18 protein-coding genes are annotated in these 14,584 nt (G+C 67.3%); 10 read left to right on the top strand and 8 right to left on the bottom strand.

Translation table 11 applies throughout. The features are described from left to right. Window positions 1-79 precede the first annotated feature (79 nt). The 4 genes from ACLBYA_RS16990 to ACLBYA_RS16975 all read right to left on the bottom strand — a co-directional run bounded on the left by ACLBYA_RS16990 (window position 80) and on the right by ACLBYA_RS16975 (window position 2,247). Window positions 80-412 (bottom strand): gamma-glutamylcyclotransferase family protein, encoded by a 333-nt coding sequence (locus tag ACLBYA_RS16990; protein ID WP_447710593.1) that lies wholly within the window; start codon window positions 410-412, stop codon window positions 80-82. 4 nt (window positions 413-416) lie between these two features. After that, window positions 417-1,469: a 3-deoxy-7-phosphoheptulonate synthase gene (locus ACLBYA_RS16985; protein ID WP_447710592.1), complete on the bottom strand. Its 1,053-nt coding sequence runs from the start codon at window positions 1,467-1,469 to the stop codon at window positions 417-419. Between the two features lie 228 nt (window positions 1,470-1,697). Further along, window positions 1,698-1,994 (bottom strand): hypothetical protein, encoded by a 297-nt coding sequence (locus ACLBYA_RS16980; protein WP_447710591.1) that lies wholly within the window; start codon window positions 1,992-1,994, stop codon window positions 1,698-1,700. Window positions 1,995-2,061: 67 nt separating this feature from the next. Then, entirely contained in the window at window positions 2,062-2,247 is a 186-nt protein-coding gene (locus ACLBYA_RS16975) for a hypothetical protein (RefSeq protein WP_447710590.1), read from the bottom strand. Window positions 2,248-2,272: 25 nt separating this feature from the next. Here ACLBYA_RS16975 and ACLBYA_RS16970 point away from each other — a divergent pair, with 25 nt between their 5' ends. From ACLBYA_RS16970 to ACLBYA_RS16945, 6 genes are read left to right on the top strand one after another with little or no spacing between them, the layout of a single operon-like run. Then, on the top strand, window positions 2,273-2,917 hold the full coding sequence (locus tag ACLBYA_RS16970; protein WP_447710589.1) for a class I SAM-dependent DNA methyltransferase: 645 nt from the start codon (window positions 2,273-2,275) through the stop codon (window positions 2,915-2,917). A 9-nt stretch (window positions 2,918-2,926) separates the two neighbouring features. Continuing rightward, on the top strand, window positions 2,927-3,412 hold the full coding sequence (locus ACLBYA_RS16965) for an SRPBCC family protein (RefSeq protein WP_447710588.1): 486 nt from the start codon (window positions 2,927-2,929) through the stop codon (window positions 3,410-3,412). Between the two features lie 31 nt (window positions 3,413-3,443). After that, window positions 3,444-4,154, top strand: coding sequence for a Clp protease N-terminal domain-containing protein (locus tag ACLBYA_RS16960; RefSeq protein ID WP_447710587.1), 711 nt, complete (start codon window positions 3,444-3,446; stop codon window positions 4,152-4,154). 8 nt (window positions 4,155-4,162) lie between these two features. Next, entirely contained in the window at window positions 4,163-4,588 is a 426-nt protein-coding gene (locus tag ACLBYA_RS16955; protein ID WP_447710586.1) for a PPOX class F420-dependent oxidoreductase, read from the top strand. 58 nt (window positions 4,589-4,646) lie between these two features. Continuing rightward, complete coding sequence (locus ACLBYA_RS16950; protein WP_447710585.1) at window positions 4,647-5,171, top strand: hypothetical protein; 525 nt, start codon at window positions 4,647-4,649, stop codon at window positions 5,169-5,171. After that, window positions 5,168-5,692, top strand: coding sequence for an N-acetyltransferase family protein (locus ACLBYA_RS16945; protein WP_447710584.1), 525 nt, complete (start codon window positions 5,168-5,170; stop codon window positions 5,690-5,692). Before ACLBYA_RS16950 ends, ACLBYA_RS16945 begins: the two co-directional genes overlap by 4 nt. Here the strand turns inward: ACLBYA_RS16945 and ACLBYA_RS16940 are convergent. Together ACLBYA_RS16940 and zapE are read right to left on the bottom strand one after the other, a co-directional pair. After that, complete coding sequence (locus ACLBYA_RS16940; protein WP_447710583.1) at window positions 5,679-6,422, bottom strand: alpha/beta fold hydrolase; 744 nt, start codon at window positions 6,420-6,422, stop codon at window positions 5,679-5,681. The two genes, ACLBYA_RS16945 and ACLBYA_RS16940, sit on opposite strands and share 14 nt — an antisense overlap. Before the next feature lie 2 nt (window positions 6,423-6,424). Beyond that, on the bottom strand, window positions 6,425-7,462 hold the full coding sequence (gene zapE / locus ACLBYA_RS16935) for a cell division protein ZapE (protein WP_447710582.1): 1,038 nt from the start codon (window positions 7,460-7,462) through the stop codon (window positions 6,425-6,427). 35 nt (window positions 7,463-7,497) lie between these two features. Here zapE and ACLBYA_RS16930 point away from each other — a divergent pair, with 35 nt between their 5' ends. From ACLBYA_RS16930 to msrB, 4 genes are read left to right on the top strand one after another with little or no spacing between them, the layout of a single operon-like run. After that, window positions 7,498-8,265: a pyrimidine reductase family protein gene (locus tag ACLBYA_RS16930; protein ID WP_447710581.1), complete on the top strand. Its 768-nt coding sequence runs from the start codon at window positions 7,498-7,500 to the stop codon at window positions 8,263-8,265. A gap of 31 nt (window positions 8,266-8,296) precedes the next feature. Beyond that, the gene (locus tag ACLBYA_RS16925) at window positions 8,297-9,856 is read left to right on the top strand and encodes an alpha/beta hydrolase (RefSeq protein WP_447710580.1); all 1,560 of its coding nucleotides are present in this window, start codon (window positions 8,297-8,299) and stop codon (window positions 9,854-9,856) included. A gap of 35 nt (window positions 9,857-9,891) precedes the next feature. Then, on the top strand, window positions 9,892-11,166 hold the full coding sequence (gene aftC, locus ACLBYA_RS16920; RefSeq protein WP_447710579.1) for an arabinofuranan 3-O-arabinosyltransferase: 1,275 nt from the start codon (window positions 9,892-9,894) through the stop codon (window positions 11,164-11,166). Further along, a complete protein-coding gene (gene msrB / locus ACLBYA_RS16915; protein ID WP_447710578.1) occupies window positions 11,163-11,585 on the top strand; it encodes a peptide-methionine (R)-S-oxide reductase MsrB in 423 nt (140 codons plus the stop codon). The genes aftC and msrB overlap by 4 nt, the downstream gene beginning before the upstream one ends. Here msrB and ACLBYA_RS16910 read toward each other — a convergent pair. Both ACLBYA_RS16910 and hemQ read right to left on the bottom strand, forming a co-directional pair. Then, complete coding sequence (locus tag ACLBYA_RS16910) at window positions 11,542-13,749, bottom strand: putative bifunctional diguanylate cyclase/phosphodiesterase (RefSeq protein WP_447710577.1); 2,208 nt, start codon at window positions 13,747-13,749, stop codon at window positions 11,542-11,544. The two genes, msrB and ACLBYA_RS16910, sit on opposite strands and share 44 nt — an antisense overlap. Before the next feature lie 131 nt (window positions 13,750-13,880). Next, window positions 13,881-14,573 carry a hydrogen peroxide-dependent heme synthase gene (hemQ, locus tag ACLBYA_RS16905; protein WP_447710576.1) on the bottom strand — a complete coding sequence of 231 codons (693 nt, stop codon included), beginning with the start codon at window positions 14,571-14,573 and terminating at the stop codon, window positions 13,881-13,883. Window positions 14,574-14,584 lie beyond the last annotated feature (11 nt).

Here is a 14,584-nt window from a genome sequence, read left to right as displayed (position 1 = left end):
GAACCCCCTGATCCAGAGAACTTTGACCGGTCAATTGTCCCGGGCCGGGTTCGGTGACGCGCACCGAGGGCGGGCTTGCTCAGTCGACGGCGGCGTAAACCCAGGCGCGACGCCCGGAACCCAACGTCACCTGCACGCGGGCGTAATCGTCGACCTCGTATCGGTCGGCGGCCGCCAACTCGGCATCGCTGAGGTGCAGGCAGGCGCCATCGACCACGTCGTCGTCGTTGCCCGGACGCAGGATCCGGTGGTGGTCGGTGCCGCTGGCCTCGATCACGACCGGGTCGGTGATCGTCACATGATCCAACCGGTAGCCCGGCATGGTGTCAGCCTCGGCAGGGACCAGCCGCCCGAACAGGGCGCGCTGGACCGCCGGATCCTGCAGCGTGCCGTAAGTGAACAACAGGTGCACGTACCTACTTTACGGCGAGTTCGCGCAGCACGAGATCGGTTGTTCCCCAGTCCATGCACTTGTCGGTCACCGACTGACCGTACGTGAGCGGACGGGCTTCGGGTGCCTGCGCACCGGCGACCAGGAAGCTCTCCAGCATGACGCCACTGATCGGCAACCCGTCGCGCACCAACTGTGCGACCTCGGCGGCAACCCCGGCCTGACGGACATGGTCCTTGCCGGAATTGGCATGGCTGCAATCGATCACGACGCTGGCGGGCAGGCCGGCGGCCCCCAGCTTGGCGGCCACGGCGGTGACTGCGGCAGCGTCGTAGTTGGGGCCGTCGGTGCCGCCGCGCAGGATCACATGGCAGTCCTCGTTGCCCTCGGTGGTCACCAGGGCGCCGCGGCCCATAACGTCCATACCGAAGAAAACATGCTGCGCGGCAGCAGCTTTCACACCGTCGACGGCGACCTGGATATTGCCGTCGGTACCGTTCTTGAACCCGACCGGCATCGACAGCCCGGAGGCGAGTTGGCGGTGCACCTGGGATTCGGTGGTGCGAGCGCCGATGGCACCCCACGCGACGGCGTCGGCGATGTACTGCGGGCTGGTGGGCTCCAGGAATTCGCACCCGACCGGCAGCCCGATGTCGATGATGTCCAGCAGCAGTTGACGAGCTGTGCGCAGGCCGCGGGCCACATCGAAGGTGTTGTCCATACCGGGATCGTTGATCAGGCCCTTCCAGCCGATCGTGGTGCGGGGCTTCTCGAAGTACACCCGCATGACGATCTTGAGCCGGTCGCCGAGCTCCTCGGCCACCTTGGCCAGCCGGCCGGCGTAGTCGAGGGCGGCCTCGGGGTCGTGCACGGAGCAGGGTCCGACCACGACCAGCAGGCGGTCGTCACGGCCGGCCAGGATCGCGGCGACCTCGTCGCGGTCGCGTGCGACGCGTTCGGCCCGGCGCGCACCCAGCGGAAACTCGGTGAGCACATCGTGGGGGCTGGGGATCTCGCTGAAACTGCGGATCCGCCGGTCCGATGTCTCGGGTGCGGTGGCGATCTGCGCCAGATTCATTTCTCGGGTGCCTTCCTGGTGGGGGCACCTTCGTGAGTTCCGGCGCCCTTGAATGACGAAAGGCAGCGACCTGAGGGTCACTGCCTGGGCTCCGGGTGGATGCGCGGTTAAGTCAGCGCTTTATCGGCTCCGCCCGGAGCCTGGATAAAGCGCCAATACGCGACGCATGCACCGATGTTCACGTCGGTCAGGTTACACGGCCGGTCCGAAACGGCAAAGTGCCCCCGATCAACCGCCCCCGCCGCCACATCCTCCGCCACCGCACCCACTGCCGCAGCTGCTGAAACCGCCGGAGTCGCTGCCGGAGCCGTCCCACCCGGGCCCATCGGTTCCGACGAACCCAGTCGCCCCGGACGCCCACAAGCCGCGTGCCCGCTGTTTGGGCCGCCCGGCCCGCATCTCCCGCCGGTACCAGTCCGCCGGCGCTTCGGAGCGCAACCGGCGCGCACGCCGCCACACCGCAAGTGCAGCAACCAGAACCACCGCAACGACCACGACCAGCGCGGCCACCATTGCCCCATTCATGGGCGAAGGTTACGCCGACCGAAATGGCCCGCCTATCCCCTGAATGTGGGACAGAAAGTGGGATCGCTCAGGGCTTGAGCCGCCACGCATAGCCGGCGATCCCGATCCCGATCAGCGCGATGATCGGCCCGAGCACCGACCAGGTGGTCGTGTTGCTCATGGGGCTCCCACCGACGGCGCCGAATCCCTGAAGGGCGAACAGGGTGCCGAACGCGGCGAGGACGATTCCGATGCTCATAACGGCTATCCGCATGTCCTCGACAGTAGCCTGGGCGGTGATGGTCGAAACCGATTTCCTGGCCCGGACCCGCGACGGATATGACCGGACGGCACATGCCTACGCGCAGCGTTTCCACGACCATCTGGTCGACAAGCCGGTGGACCTGGCGGTGCTGTCGGCATTTGCCGGGCTGGTGAAGGTCGGACCGGTCGTCGATATCGGCTGCGGCACCGGCGCGACGACCGCGATCCTGCACGCCGCCGGCCTCGACATCTTCGGAATCGACCTGTCGCCCAACATGATCGAACAGGCGCGCCGACTCAACCCGGGAATCGATTTCGCCGTCGGGTCGATGACCGCACTCCCGCTGGGCGACGGCGCCATGCGGGGCGTATGTGCCTGGTACTCGGCGATCCACATACCCGACGCACAGCTGCCCGACGTGTTCACCGAGTTCCACCGGGTGCTCGCACCCGGTGGAATGGTGCTGCTGGCCTTCCAGGTGGGTGAGCAACCCCGACGCCTGCGTGAGGCATTCGGCGTCGCCGTCGACCTGACGTTTCACCGCCGCCGCCCCGATGCCGTCGCCACCCTGCTCGCCGAGGCCGGGCTGCCGGTTTTCGCGAAACTGGTCCGTGAGCCCGATGAGGACGGTGTTGAATCGACGCCGCAGGGGTATCTGATCGCGCGCAAGCCATTCTGAGGAGATCACGTGACCGACCGCATGGAAGTGCAGCGCACCATCGCCGCACCCGCCGCCGATATCTTCGCCGTACTCATCGACCCGCAGGGACATGTGGCCATCGACGCGTCCGGCATGCTGCAGGACGCCACCGGCGAACCGGCCCGACAGGTGGGTGACCGCTTTGTGGTGCACATGGATCGTGAGGCACTCAACGACTTGCCGATCGGCAAGTACGACGTGACCGTCGACATCGTCGAGTACGAGCAGGACCGGCTGGTCGCGTGGACGATCCTGGGCCAGATCAAACCGGAGATCGGCCACATCTACGGCTACCGGCTGGAACCCACCGACGGCGGCACCCTGGTGACCTCGTTCTACGACTGGTCGGCCATCGCCGACAAGTGGCGAAAGGCCGGGATCTTCCCGGTCATCCCGGAGACCGCCCTGCGCGCCACGCTGGGCATCCTCGACCGCACCGTGCGCCGCGGATACCCACAGTCAACTGAAGGTTGACGATCGTCATGCGTCAACTTATGGTTGACGCATGACCGAGTCTGTCAGCCTCGACGAACTGATCCGCACGATCAAATCCGTCCACACCGACGCATTGGAACAACTCTCCGACGCGGTGCTGGCCGCCGAACACCTCGGCGAGGTCGCCGACCACCTCGTCGGCCATTTCGTCGACCAGGCCCGTCGCTCCGGCGCGTCGTGGACCGAGATCGGCACCAGCATGGGCGTCACCAAACAGGCCGCCCAGAAACGGTTCGTCCCCAAGAGCGACACCATCGACCCGAACGACGGCTTCGCACGCTTCACCCCACGTGCGCGGGCCGCCGTCGTGTTCAGCCAGACCGCCGCCCGCGACGCGCAGAACACCGAGATCACCCCCGCGCATCTGACCTTGGGACTGTTGGTCGACACCGAATCGCTGGCGATCGCGATCCTGAAATCCCAGGGTGTGGAACCCGAACAGATCCGCTCCGCGATCACCCTGCCCCCGGCGACCGGCCAACAGCTGGACCTGGTGCCGTTCAACGGCCCCGCCAAGAAAGTCCTTGAACTCACCTTCCGTGAGGCACTTCGGTTGGGCCACAACTACATCGGGACCGAGCACCTGCTGCTGGCGCTGCTGGAGGCCGAGGACGGTACCGGCCCGCTGCACCGCCTCGGCGTCGACAAGGACCGCACCGTCAGCACACTCGTCGAACTGCTCGCCTCGCTCACGGGAATGAAAATGGACCCCGCACCGTAGAACTGCGCATGGAACTCAACGAAGCCGCCCGTGCCCTCATCGGCGACGGCGCCGACGCCACCCTGGTCACCATCAATGCCGACGGCAGCCCGCAGGCCTCGGTGGTGTGGGTGGCACTACAGGCCGGCCCCGACGGTGACGAACTGGTCGCCGCGCATCTGTCCGACCAGTACCGCAAGGTGCGCAACGTCCGCCGCGACGGCCGCGTCATCGCCACCGTCCTGGCGGCCCCTAAGCCCGGTCAGCAGCGTGAGTACCTGACGGTCACCGGCACCGCCCGCATCGTCGACGGTGGCGCGCCCGAGCTGCTCAAGAAGCTGGCCACCGCCCTGCTGGGCTCCGACGAGTACTTCCCACCCAAGGACGCACCCGAAGGTTTCCTGACCCGCATCCGCATCGACTCCATCGGCGGACACGGACCCTGGGTGTCCTAAACCTCCGAGCCGCTGCCGCGCATGTGCCATCATGCGAGGCAGCAAAGGGAGGGTTCGTATGTCGCGTTTGTTGTCGGTCCTGGTCGCCATGCTGACGATGGCGGCCGTCGGTGTCGCACCGCCGGCCACCGCCGCTCAGACCCCGATCGGCAACCTCGGTGAGACGCTGCGGGTCCAGTTCGACGATTTTGTCGCCGACGTGACCGTGCACGAAGTGCTGCCCGTGCCCGTCCCGCCCGGTTGGGGCTGGAACGGCTCACCCCGCTGGCGCGCCCAGGGCAGCCCGTGGCGAGCCGATGTCACCGTGAACGTCATCTCGGCACCCAACCCGTACAAACTGTCGATCGCCACCACCTACAGCGGGGTCACCCCGTACGCCGATGCCTACGCGTCCAAGCACACCGACGCGCCCGACGCTCTGGAGAAGGCACTGCTCAACGCGCCGCCCGGAGCCACCGTGCACGGCGGTGTCTACTGGGACGTCTACCGCGCCCTGGTCACCAACGTGGTCATGATCAACCCGCAGACCGGCACCCATCTGGCGCAGTGGAACATCTGGCAGCCCGGTAGCCCGCTGCCTTGATCCGCACCGCCGAATCAGCCGATCTCGACGAACTCGCCGCGGTGGCGGCCACCACCTTTCCACTGGCCTGCCCTCCGGCCGCGACATCGGACGATGTGGCCGCGTTCATCGCCGCCAACCTGTCGGTGCAATCCTTCGCCGGCTACCTCGCCGACCCCGATCGGGTCATCCTGGTCGCCCGTGACCAGACCCGAATCCTCGGCTACGCCATGCTGATTCACGGTGTCCCCGGCGACCCCGAGGTGGCGCGGGCCGTCCCGGTGCGCCCGGCCGTGGAACTGTCAAAGATGTATGTCCTGCCCGATGTGCACGGCGGTGGAGTCTCGGCCGCGCTGATGGCCGAATCACTGCGACGCAGCGGTGAACAGGGCGCGGCCTGCGTGTGGCTGGGCGTGAATCAGCAGAATGCGCGGGCACAACGGTTCTACGCCAAATCCGGATTCGAGGTCACCGGCACCAAGACCTTCCGGCTCGGTGACAGCATCGAGAACGACTACGTGATGACCGTCAGACTCGGCTGAGCACGTCGCGCACGGCAGCCAGCGTCTCATCCGGGTGCGTCAGATGCACCGAGTGTGTCGAACCGGGCCAGCACAACAGCGGTTCGGCCAATGCATCGGCCACCGCCTGATGCGCCACCCGCGCCGCGCTGGTGGGTTTGCGCTCGGCGGTGACCACGGCCGCAGGCACCCGCGGCAGCTGCGCCGCGTCGAAACCGACCGACAACCCGGCCAGACCGGTGACCGCCCGACCCAACTGCACCAGGTCGGCCTCGTCGGCCATCTTCGCCTGCGCCGCCGCACTGTCCGGCCGCAGACCGCGCGCCTCGGCGGCCGCCGACCGCACCATCCGCGCCTTGAAGAACCGGTGGATCAACGGGATTCGGGCAATCGCACCGACACCCCGGAACGCCCGCTCGACCCGGCGGCACAGCACCGGATCGTTGATGGGGGTCGCGTCGAGCAGCACCAACCCGGCGACGTCCTCGGGATGGTCACGGGCCAGCAGCAGCCCCATCGCACCGCCCAGGCTCTGCCCGACGACGATGACCGGGCCGAGCCCCAGTTCGGCGACCAGATCGTGCAGATGGCCCGCCGTCTCGGCAAGTGACACCGGGATGTCGTGCTCGATGACCCGGCAACCCGGTTCGGCGACAAGCGATTCCGCCATCCCGGGGAAGAATCCCGCGCAGCGCGCACCCGCCCCGGGGATCAGCAGGACGGGCGGGCCGGACTGCCCCAGGACACGCACGCTTACTTCGACTGCGCCGCGGCCGTCAGCGCGAGCAGACGCGAGGTGGCACGCAGGTACTTCTTGCGGAAGCCACCGGCGACCATCTCATCGCTGAAGATGGTGTCCAGCTTGGCGCCCGAGGCCAGGATCGGCACGCCCGCGTCGTAGAGCCGGTCGGTCAGTGCCACCAGGCGCAGCGCCACGCTCTGATCGTCGATCGGATGCACCCCGGTGATGAAGACTTCCTGGACCCCGTCGATCAGCGCGTGATATCGCGACGGATGCATGGTGGCCAGGTGCTTGCACAGCGCGTCGAAATCGTCGAGCGTCGCACCGGACACCCCGACCGCGCGGGCACGCACCTCGTCATCGGAGAGCGGCTCGGGCGCCGGCGGCAATCCGCGGTGCCGGTAGTCGGGCCCCTCGACCCGCACCGTGGTGAAGATCGACGACAGCGTGTTGATCTCACGCAGGAAATCCTGGGCCGCGAACCGTCCCTCACCGAGCTGCTCGGGCAGGGTGTTCGAGGTGGCGGCGATGGACACCCCACGCTCCACCAACGCCGACAGCAGCCGCGAGATCAGCGTGGTGTTCCCCGGATCGTCGAGCTCGAATTCGTCGATGCAGACGACCACGTACTCGCCCAGCAGGTCGATGCACTCGGTGAAACCGAACACCCCGGCCAGCTGGGTCAGCTCACCGAACGTCGCGAACGCCGTCGGCGCGACACCGGCCGCCGACAGCGCGTAATAGGTCGAGGCCAGCAGGTGGGTCTTGCCGACGCCGAACCCACCGTCGAGGTAGACCCCGACACCGGGCAGCACCTCTTTCTTGCCGAACATCTTCTTCTTGCCGGCGCGCCGGACCAGCGCCTGCTCACAGAACGACCGCGCCTTGACCACGGCCTCGGCCTGCGAGGGCTCGGCCGGATCCGGGCGGTAGGTGTCGAAGCTGACATCGGCGAACGTCGGCGGCGGCACCAGCCGCGAGACCAGCTGTTCGGGCGTCACCTTGGGGTGTCGATCCACCAGAGCATCGACGTCGGCGGCGCTTTGCATGTCGTGCACCCTATCGACGTGCTGCAATGAAGCCCATGCCGGATAGCGCCGCTGGGACGGATTTCACAACCCTGGAGCCCGTTGGCCGGGCGGATGACGAGCTCGCCGCGCGGTACGCCTATCCCGACGACCTCGATTCCTGCTGGGTGCGGGCCAACTTCGTGAGCAGCCTGGACGGCGCCGCAACCGCGGAGGGTAAATCCGGTGTGCTCGGCGGTCCCGGCGACCGGGCGTTGTTCCGGCTGATGCGCGAACTGGCCGACGTGGTGCTGGTCGGTGCGGGCACAGTGCGGGTCGAGGGATATTCGGGGGCGCAGTGCGGTGTCGCCGAGCGGCAGCGGCGGACCGCACGCGGTCAGGGCGAGGTCCCGCCGATCGCCATCGTGACCCGCTCGGCGTCGCTGGACCACACGTTGCCCGTCTTCACCCAGACCGAGATCCCCCCGCTGATCCTGACGAACCACGAATCGGCCGCCGAGGCCCGCCAGCAGTTCGGGCCGCTGGCCCAGGTGCACGACTGCTCGGCCGCCGACCCCGCCGCCGTCGACCTGGCCACCGCGTTGCGGACACTGGCCGGGTTGGGGCTGCCCCGGGTGCTCACCGAGGGTGGCCCCAGCCTGCTCGGCGCGCTGATCGCCGGTGGCCTGCTCGACGAGCTGTGCCTGACCATCGCCCCGACCCTGGTGGGCGGTTCGTCCAAACGCATCACCGAGGGTCACGACGAGGTGCTGACCCGGATGCGCCGACGCCACACCCTCACCGACGACGAGGGCTATCTGTACACGCGCTACAGCCGCGCCTGATCCCGGGCCGACGATCGCTACTGTGGTCGACATGCATGTGGTTCGGGCACTGGGAATGTCAGCGGTCGCCGTCCTGCTGACCTCCTGCGCCCCGTTGCTGGCCGCCAATCCGCGTTTCGCCACCGACGAGGGCGCCGGCCCGCAGGGTGCGCCCGAGCCGACGACCGCCGCCGCGGGCCCGCCCGCGATCGAGGCGCCCGCCGCCGACAAGGATCTGGACTGGACGGACTGCACCACCCAGACCTTCCGCGATGCCGCCATCCCGACCGTGCCCGGCGTCACCCTGGAATGCGCCAGCTACACCGCCGACCTGGATCCCATCAAGGGCGCCAACGGCGACATCCTCATCGGTGTGGTGCGGGCCAGCACCACGGACACCCCCGACGATGCCGGTCCGTTGGTGTTCACCACCGGCAGCGATCTGCCGTCCTCGACGCAGCTGCCGGTGTGGCTGTCCCGGTCGGGTGCCGACGTGCTCAAGGCACACCCGGTCGTCGCGGTGGACCGGCGCGGCATGGGTCAGTCGGAGGCCATCGACTGTCGGGATCAGTTCGACCGGCAGGAGATGATCGACCAGACCCAGTTCGAAACCGGTGACGATCCGGTCGCCAATCTGAGCGCCATCGTGCAGACCGCCACCACCACCTGCACCGACATGATCGCGCCCGGTGACTCGGCCTACGACAACGCGCACGCCGCCGAGGACATCGAGAGACTACGCAGCACCTGGGATGTACCGACCCTGGCACTGCTCGGTGTCGGAAACGGCGCCCAGGTGGCACTGGCGTACGCCGGGTCGCACCCGGACAAGGTCTCGCGGCTGGTGCTGGATTCGCCGCTGCCGCTGGCCATCAGCGCCGAGGCCGCCGCCGAGCAGAAGGTCAAGGGCCAACAGGCCGCGCTGGACGCCTTCGCCCAGCAGTGCACCGCGATCAACTGCCCGCTGAGCCCGGACCCCAAGGGTGAGGTCGAGGCGTTGCTGACCGCCGCCCGTGACGGTAACGGCCCCAACGGGGCGTCCGAGGCCACCGTCGCCGACGCGATCGCCACCGCACTGGCCTTCCCCCGCGGTGACCGGGTGGCCGCCACCAACGCCCTCGGCGGCGCCATCGCCTCGGCCCGCGACGGTGACACCGGCGCGATGACCGACCTGATCGCGGCGGCCGAGGACCAACGACAGACCGACGGACAGTTCGTCAACAGCTGCAGCGACGCGCTGAACCGGCCGACACCGGACCGGGTACGCGAACTCGTCGTCGCCTGGGACCGGCAGTACCCACAGTTCGGCCGGGTCGCCGCCCTGCGGATGGTCAACTGCCTGTCCTGGCCCAGCGGCAGCGCCTCCGAGGATCCCAAGGACCTGAAGATTCCGACCCTGCTGCTCGGGGTCCAGAACGACCCCGTCGTCGGCAACGAGGGCGTCGCCGCGGTCGCGGCCACCATCATCAACGCCGGCTCCAACAGCAAGCGGGTCATCTGGCAGGGCATCGCCCACGGCGCCAGCATCTACTCCCCCTGCGCGCTGCCGCCCGTGACCGGTTACCTGGCCGAGGGCAAACTGCCCGAGACGGACACGTTCTGCCCCGCCTGAACGGGGCCACAGCCGGCGCGGTGTAAATTGCGCTGGTGTCGTTCCTGCCTGCCGGTGTGCTGAACGCATTCCGCCCCCGCACCGCACCGCCGTCCACCACGACGATTCTGCGGTCGGTCCTGTGGCCGCTGGCGATCATGTCGATCATCCATCGCAGCTACGTGCTGGCCACCAACGGGTACATCACCGACGATTTCGCACCGGTGTACCGCGCTGTCTCGAACTTCCGCAGGCACTGGGACATCTACAACGAGAACTTCAATCACGTCGACCCGCACTATCTGTACCCGCCCGGCGGCACGCTGCTGCTCTCGCCGTTCGGTTTCCTGCCCGAGTTCGCCTCCCGGTTCTGGTTCGTTGGATTCAACTCGGTGGCCATCATCCTGGCCGCGTGTGTGCTGGTGCGGATGTTCAAGTTCTCGCTGACCTCCTACGTGCTGCCGGCCCTGCTGCTGGCCATGTTCTGCACCGAATCGGTCACCAACACATTGGTTTTCACCAATATCAACGGCTGCCTGCTGCTGGCCCAGGTGCTGTTCTTCTGGTTCCTGCTCAAGGGCGGCACCCGCAACGAACTGCTGGCCGGCGCCGCGATCGGCATGACGCTGGTGGTGAAACCGTCGCTGGCGCCGCTGCTGTTGCTACCGCTGCTGAACCGCCAGTGGCGCACCATGATCACCGCCTTCGGCGTCCCACTGGTGTTCAACGCGGTGGCCTGGCCGCTGTCGGCCGACCCGATGGGCTTCGTACACAACACCGTTCCGTATCTGCTGGAGACCCGCGACTACTTCAACTCCTCGATCCAGGGCAACGGCGTGTACTACGGCCTGCCGATCTGGCTGATCCTGGCGCTGCGGGTGGCCGCCGTCGTACTCGCGGTGGTCAGCCTGTGGCTGCTGTACCGCTACTACCGTCAGCGTGACCAACTGTTCTGGCTGCTGACCTCGTCGGGTGTGCTGCTGCTGACGTCGTGGCTGGTGCTGGGTCTGGCCCAGGGCTACTACTCGATGATGCTGTTCCCGTTCCTGATGACGGTGGTGCTGCGCAACTCGGTGCTGCACAGTTGGCCGGCCTGGCTGGCGATCTACGGCTTCCTGACGATGGACCGCTGGTTGTTGTGGCGCTGGCCGACCACCGGACGGTTCCTGGAGTACATGAAGATCACCTACGGCTGGTCACTGCTGCTGGTCGTGGTGTTCTGCGTGCTGTACTTCCGCTATCTGGACGCCAAGGCCGACAACCGGCTCGATTCCGGTATCGATCCACCCTGGATGACGGATGAGCAGCGGCGCGCTAGCGTGAAATCATGACGACCGAACCCGCTCCCAAATTGCAGCTGAGCGACGACGAGTGGCGCGAGAAGCTCAACCCCGCCGAATTCCAGGTGCTGCGCCGGGCCGGCACCGAGCGACCGTTCACCGGTGAGTACACCGACACCAAGACCGCCGGCGTGTACGAATGCCGGGCCTGCGGGACCGAGCTGTTCCGCAGCACCGAGAAGTTCGAATCCCACTGCGGCTGGCCGTCATTCTTCGACCCGGCCAATTCCGACGCGGTGATCCTCAAGCGCGACGACTCACTGGGCATGACGCGGGTGGAGGTGTTGTGCGCCAACTGCCACAGCCACCTCGGCCACGTCTTCGAGGGTGAGGGTTACCCGACACCCACCGACCAGCGCTACTGCATCAATTCGATATCGCTGCGTCTGGTGCCCGCCGGCGCGACCTGAGCAGCTCGAAGGTGGCAGCCGCGGTCAGCGGTTCACTGTAGTAGTAGCCCTGCGCATAGCGGCAGCCGTAAACACGAAGCAGCGCAAGGGTTTCCGCGTTCTCGATGCCTTCAACGACCGTCGTCAGTCCCAGTTCGTGGGCGAGTGCGATGACCGACTTCACGATGGCACCGGAGCGCGCATCGGTGCTCACCGCGGTGACGAAGTCGCGGTCCAGTTTGATCTCGTCGATCGGCAGATCACGCAGGTTGGACAGGGTGGAGTAACCACTGCCGAAGTCGTCGAGGGCCACCCGCACCCCGTTGGCGCGCAGGGCCTCGATGACCGACCGCGACCGGTCGACTTCGTCGAGCAACAGGTCCTCGGTGACCTCTACCGTCAGCATCGGGCCGGCCAGCACCCGGTCGCCGAGGGCCCGCACGATGCGGTCGGGCAGGGTCAGATCGGACAACGACGGCGCAAACAGGTTCACCGCCACCGGCACACTTACGCCGCGGTCCCGCCACAGCGCCACCTGGTCCAGCGCTTGGGCGAGCACCAGATCGGTCACCGCACGCATCAGGCCCCGCTCGCGGACCAACGGCAGGAATTCGTCGGGCCCGAGCATGCCGCGGACGGGATGCGGCCACCTCAACAATGCCTCCAACCCGGCGATCGAGTCGTCGCGCAGGTCGATCTTCGGCTGATACATCAGGACCAGTTCGGCGTTGTCGATCGATGACCGCAACTCGGCCAGCAGTTGGAAACTCGCGGCGACGTCCTCCGGCGGCTGGATCTCCTCCGCCGGGGTCTCGGTGTGTTGCAACTCTGCCGAGAAGATCCGGACGCCGGGTGTGCGGGCCCGCTTGGCCGCGGCCATCGCCGCATCTGCCTGCCCGAGCAGGTCCTCGGCAGACATCTCCAGGCCGTCGGACGAGGCAACCGCCAACCCGGCACTGACCCGCACCTTCAGCTCGTGGCCGTCGACGTCGAAGGGTTGGTCGAAGGCAGCCGTCACTCGCTGCGCCACCGCCATGGCCTCGTCGACATCCCCCTCTATCAGCACCGCGAACTCATCGGCGCCGAGCCTGGCGACGATATCGCCACGGCGGGCCACGCCGCGGATCCGTTCGGCGACCCTGGTCAACAGCAGATCGCCGGCCGGGTGACCGAGCCCTTCGTTCACGACCCGGAAATCGTCGAGATCCATCGACAGCACCACCGTCGTCTGCCGCCGCGACACCGAGTGCGTCAGCGCCTCCAGGAACAGTCCCCGGTTGACCAGGCCGGTCAGCTGGTCGTGCATGACCATCGCTTCGACGGCCGACATCAGCGTGCGGTTCTGGCGGATCACGACGAGCTGGCGGATCAACACCGCCAGCATCAGGAAGATCCCGAATGTCAAGGCACGCAGGTGCTCTGGGTCTTCCGAGTACCTGATGACCCCGATGACCCCGATGATGATCAGCGGCACATACGGCGCCCACGGCGCGAACCGGGAATGCGGGCGCACCTGCGGCAGATGCGCGGATCGGTTCTCGGCCGCGGCGACACCGGCCCAGATCATCAACACCAGGCCCACGACCCGCCATACTCCGGCGATACCCGGCCCGAAAGCGCCGTGCCGCCAGGTCAGGTACGTGTGCACGCACGCGGCCAGCGAGAAGGCGGCCAGGGCCAGCGTCACCAGGACCACAACCGTGCGATTGCCGTTGCGGCCCCGCCCGAACACCACGACCGCGTACATCAGGGCCACCAGATCCGCGATCGGGTGTGCCAGCAGAACCGCGACGTCGAACCACTCGCCTCTCGCCTGCAACAGGTCCGGCAGCACCGTCATCCAGAAGATCTGCAGCATCGCGGCGACCACGATGAGGCCGTCCAGCACGAACAGTGCGTAGGTGTAGGCGGTCGCACCGACCGCCAGACACAGCACCCCGGCGCAGAACATCACCGGCAGCACCAGATAGAAGAAATTCGACGGCGCCGGGTAGGGCGCCACGTAGATTCCCAGCCGGTAGTAGGCCGCAAAGCAGGCGCCGATCGTCCACGCACCAAGCCCGATCGTGAAACAGATCCAGGCGGCCCTCCCCCGGCCCCGCGACCGCGGGACTGCCCGCCATGCGCAAACGGTGGCAAGGAAGCCCAGCCCGACAAGACCGAGATGCCTGACGACAGCTACCACCGCCGGCCCACCTAGGCCGGTGATTATCACGGCGGCCAGACCTGCAGCCGCCACTGTAGCCGCCGTCGCGACCCTGGCGAACCTTGGCATTGACGTTAGGCTAGCAAATAGATGCTCGCCCAACCCGCAGGTCAGGGAAGTCGGTTGAGCAAATCCTCGACGGCGACCCGCGGCCCGGTGAAGAACGGTGTCTCCTCCCGGACATGCCGGCGTGCGTCGGTGTAGCGCAGCTTCCACATCAGCTCGACGATGCGCGCCAGATCCGGACCCTCGAACGCCAGAATCCATTCGTAGTCACCGAGCGCGAACGCCGGCACCGTGTTGGCCCGCACATCCGGGTACTCGCGGCCGGCCATCCCGTGCTCGACGAGCATCTTGCGCCGCTCGTCATCGGGCAGCAGATACCAATCCAGAGACCGCACAAAGGGATACACGCAGATGTAGTCGCCCGGATCCTCGCCGGCGATGAACGCGGGCACATGGCTCTTGTTGAATTCGGCGGGCCGGTGCAGCGCGACGACGCTCCACACCGGATCGCTGGCCTGCCCCAGCGTGGTGCGCCGGAACGCCGAGTAGGTCGCCTGCAGATCCTCGACACGTTCGGCGTGGGTCCAGATCATGTAATCGGCGTCGGCCCGGAATCCGGTGACGTCATAGAGCCCACGGACGACGACGTTGCGCTCCTCCTGCTGCTTGAGGAAGGTCTCCGTCTCGTCGATGACGGCACTGCGATCGGTGTCCAGCGCCTCCGATTGAACCGCGAAGACCGAGATCATCATGTATCTGGTCATCGAATTGAGGGTGTCGTAGTCGAGCTTGGCCATTGTCTTATTGC

This window comes from Mycobacterium sp. C31M (assembly GCF_053345865.1).
The sequence above is the reverse complement of the archived record's forward strand: the minus strand, read 5'-3'. Positions and strand labels throughout refer to the sequence as shown.